The organism is Enterobacter sp. BIDMC 27, assembly GCF_000534415.1.
GTDB lineage: Bacteria > Pseudomonadota > Gammaproteobacteria > Enterobacterales > Enterobacteriaceae > Enterobacter > Enterobacter hormaechei_C.
This window is the reverse complement of sequence record NZ_KI973180.1, coordinates 1-2356: the sequence shown is the minus strand read 5'-3', so window position 1 is coordinate 2356 and position 2356 is coordinate 1. Positions and strand designations below refer to the sequence as shown.

At 49.2% G+C, this 2356-nt stretch carries 2 protein-coding genes and 1 pseudogene; 1 reads left to right on the top strand and 2 read right to left on the bottom strand.

All coding sequences use genetic code 11. The features are described from left to right. Positions 1 to 456 precede the first annotated feature (456 nt). Positions 457 to 993, bottom strand: coding sequence for a hypothetical protein (locus L463_RS00015; protein ID WP_023150440.1), 537 nt, complete (start codon positions 991 to 993; stop codon positions 457 to 459). A 288-nt stretch (positions 994 to 1281) separates the two neighbouring features. Then, positions 1282 to 1518, bottom strand: a complete 237-nt coding sequence (locus tag L463_RS00020; RefSeq protein ID WP_016947370.1) for a hypothetical protein — start codon at positions 1516 to 1518, stop codon at positions 1282 to 1284. A gap of 761 nt (positions 1519 to 2279) precedes the next feature. Here L463_RS00020 and L463_RS24775 point away from each other — a divergent pair. Further along, positions 2280 to 2356: pseudogene (locus tag L463_RS24775) on the top strand (replication initiation protein); the annotation flags it as partial.

Sequence of the window (2356 nt, the reverse complement as noted above, 5' to 3'; positions counted from 1 at the left end):
ATCCGGTAACTATCGTCTTGAGTCCAACCCGGTAAGACATGCAAAAGCGCCACTGGCAGCAGCCACTGGTAACTGATTTAGAGGAGATAGTCTTGAAGTCATGCGCCAGTTAAGGCTAAACTAAACGAACAGTTTTGGTGACTGCGCTCCTCTAACTAGCCAGTTACCTCGGTTCAAAGAGTTGCTGCTCTGAGAACCTTCGAGAAAACCGCCTTGCTGGGCGGTTTTTTCGTTTACAGAGCAAGAGATTACGACGCAACAGAAAGGATCTCAAGAAGTTCCTTGCTGTATTGCTACTATCCTAGAGATCTGACCCATTAGGGGCATTATCAGATGACGGCCTTGTAATCCACGGGGAGCAGGTCACACATCTAAAGCATCTACGAGTAAAAACACCCCAGTGACCAATGAGCGATTTGCGTGAGCTAATCGTCAATGTATACTGATCGCTTCAAATTAATCGCTCATGCTTTTAATGAAATCATCTAAGTACCAAGCCTTAGAGAAATCACTAAGATCTTCCATCTGTTTTCCCATTACACCCAGAAGCCCACCCTCCCAAACACTATAAGCTCTCTCTCCATTTAACATATACACGTTTTCCGGAATTGTTCTTAATGTATATACGGGGTTTTGAATACCATATTCCTGCCCAAGAGTTTTAAAATACTCTCCTTTTAAGTAAAACTTATCTTTCCCTCTGTAACTAAGATAAACCTTACTAAAATCATAATCTTTCACTTTTTCAGCAAATTGCAGCATCACCCTACTAACATCCAGTGAACTATTTTCTGCAGAAACAGAACGAAGGTCATAATTAATCTCGGAAGAGTTTACAAACCACTTATAATAAACCCAAACGCTAATACCATCATTCCTTGGATCTTCTTTCAGAACCTCATTCATGTGCCTTTGAAGAAAAATGTAGTTGGCAGATAAAACACCACCACATAAGAGTACTATTAATATGATTGCTGTATATACTTTTTTCATTTCTATAATCCATCTCAACTGCTCTAAAGTTTACCCTGAGATTTTTAAGCTAAGGTGCCATAAGTTAGCAAGGAATTAAGCATCGATTTACCATAACGTCTTCTTACGCGCACCGCGAAAACGGCCTCAGGGCGTTTCTGCGCCTTCAGCCACAAAAGAGCACGTCTTACCCCCAGAAAACCGCCCGGAATCGCTCTGGTGAGTTTTACGGTGGCGAATGACTATGCACCGGAGTGAATACCACGCTGTTTCGCCCTGAACTCCCCACAAAACCGACGAAAGTGGCAATCAGCGACGCGGCGCCCGCGGACGCGACCAGGTAAATTCCGCCTGCTGCCGCTCCTCCTCACGCGCAGATCGCTGCCGTTCTGCCTGGCGCTGCGATTCGATCTGTGCACGAGCCCTGTTAAGGACAATGTGCCTGTTGGGCTGATTCAGCTTCTTGCCTGACGCTCTCTCAGCGGCGGCAACAGCATCGTCGAGAAATCTTTTCTCGGCAGGCGTCAGGTTTATCAGTCGTTTCATGGCGTTCTCCGGTCAGAATAACTCTGCACAGTCTGCCAGACACGGCGAACCTCATGAAGAACCTGCAGCCGGGAACGGCCCTGAGAAACGGTGAACGGGAACGGATTTTAATCCGGTGCCGTGAAGCGTTGGCGGGGTATCGGGGCGCAGCCCTGAGATATCGTTTTGGTGCCGGCATCATGATGGCGGTACTCCAAAAACACATCTTGTCCCGCTTTCAGTTTCTGAATTTGCGGGTTCCGGGCGCAGCGCCGGACCAGTCACGTAGCGCTAGCGGAGTGTATACTGGCTTAATATGTTAGTTGGGCGTGGTGGCTCAGGGAAGTGCTTCATGTGGCAGGGGAAAAATGCGGCTGCGGTGCGTAAGTGCAAAATGCTGATGATGGTGAAATGACGCCTCCTCGCTCACTCGGTCGCTACGCTCCTGCCGTGAGACTGCGGCGGGCGTTACCTGCTCACGAATGACGAGGTAACGAAATGAAGCTGAGGTCAAGAAGGGCCCGAAAAAGGATGCGGCGCTGCCGTTTTTCCATAGGCTCCGCCCCCCTGACAAGCATCACAAAATCTGACGCTCAAATCAGTGGCGGCGAAACCCGACAGGACTTAAAGATCCCAGGCGTTTCCCCCTGGTGGCTCCCTCGTGCGCTCTCCTGTTCCTGCCTTTCGGTTTACCGGTGTCATTCCGCTGTTATGGCCGCGTTTATCTCATTCCACGCCTGACACTCAGTTCCGGGTAGGCAGTTCGCTCCAAGCTGGACTGTATGCACGAACCCCCCGTTCAGTCCGACTGCTGCGCCTTATCCGGTAACTATCGTCTTGAGTCCAACCCGGTAAGACA

Bases quoted from the DNA above. Each gene is read 5' to 3' on its own strand.
- L463_RS00015 (WP_023150440.1), bottom strand. From the start codon at position 993: ATGAAAAAAGTATATACAGCAATCATATTAATAGTACTCTTATGTGGT.
- L463_RS00020 (WP_016947370.1), bottom strand. From the start codon at position 1,518: ATGAAACGACTGATAAACCTGACGCCTGCCGAGAAAAGATTTCTCGAC.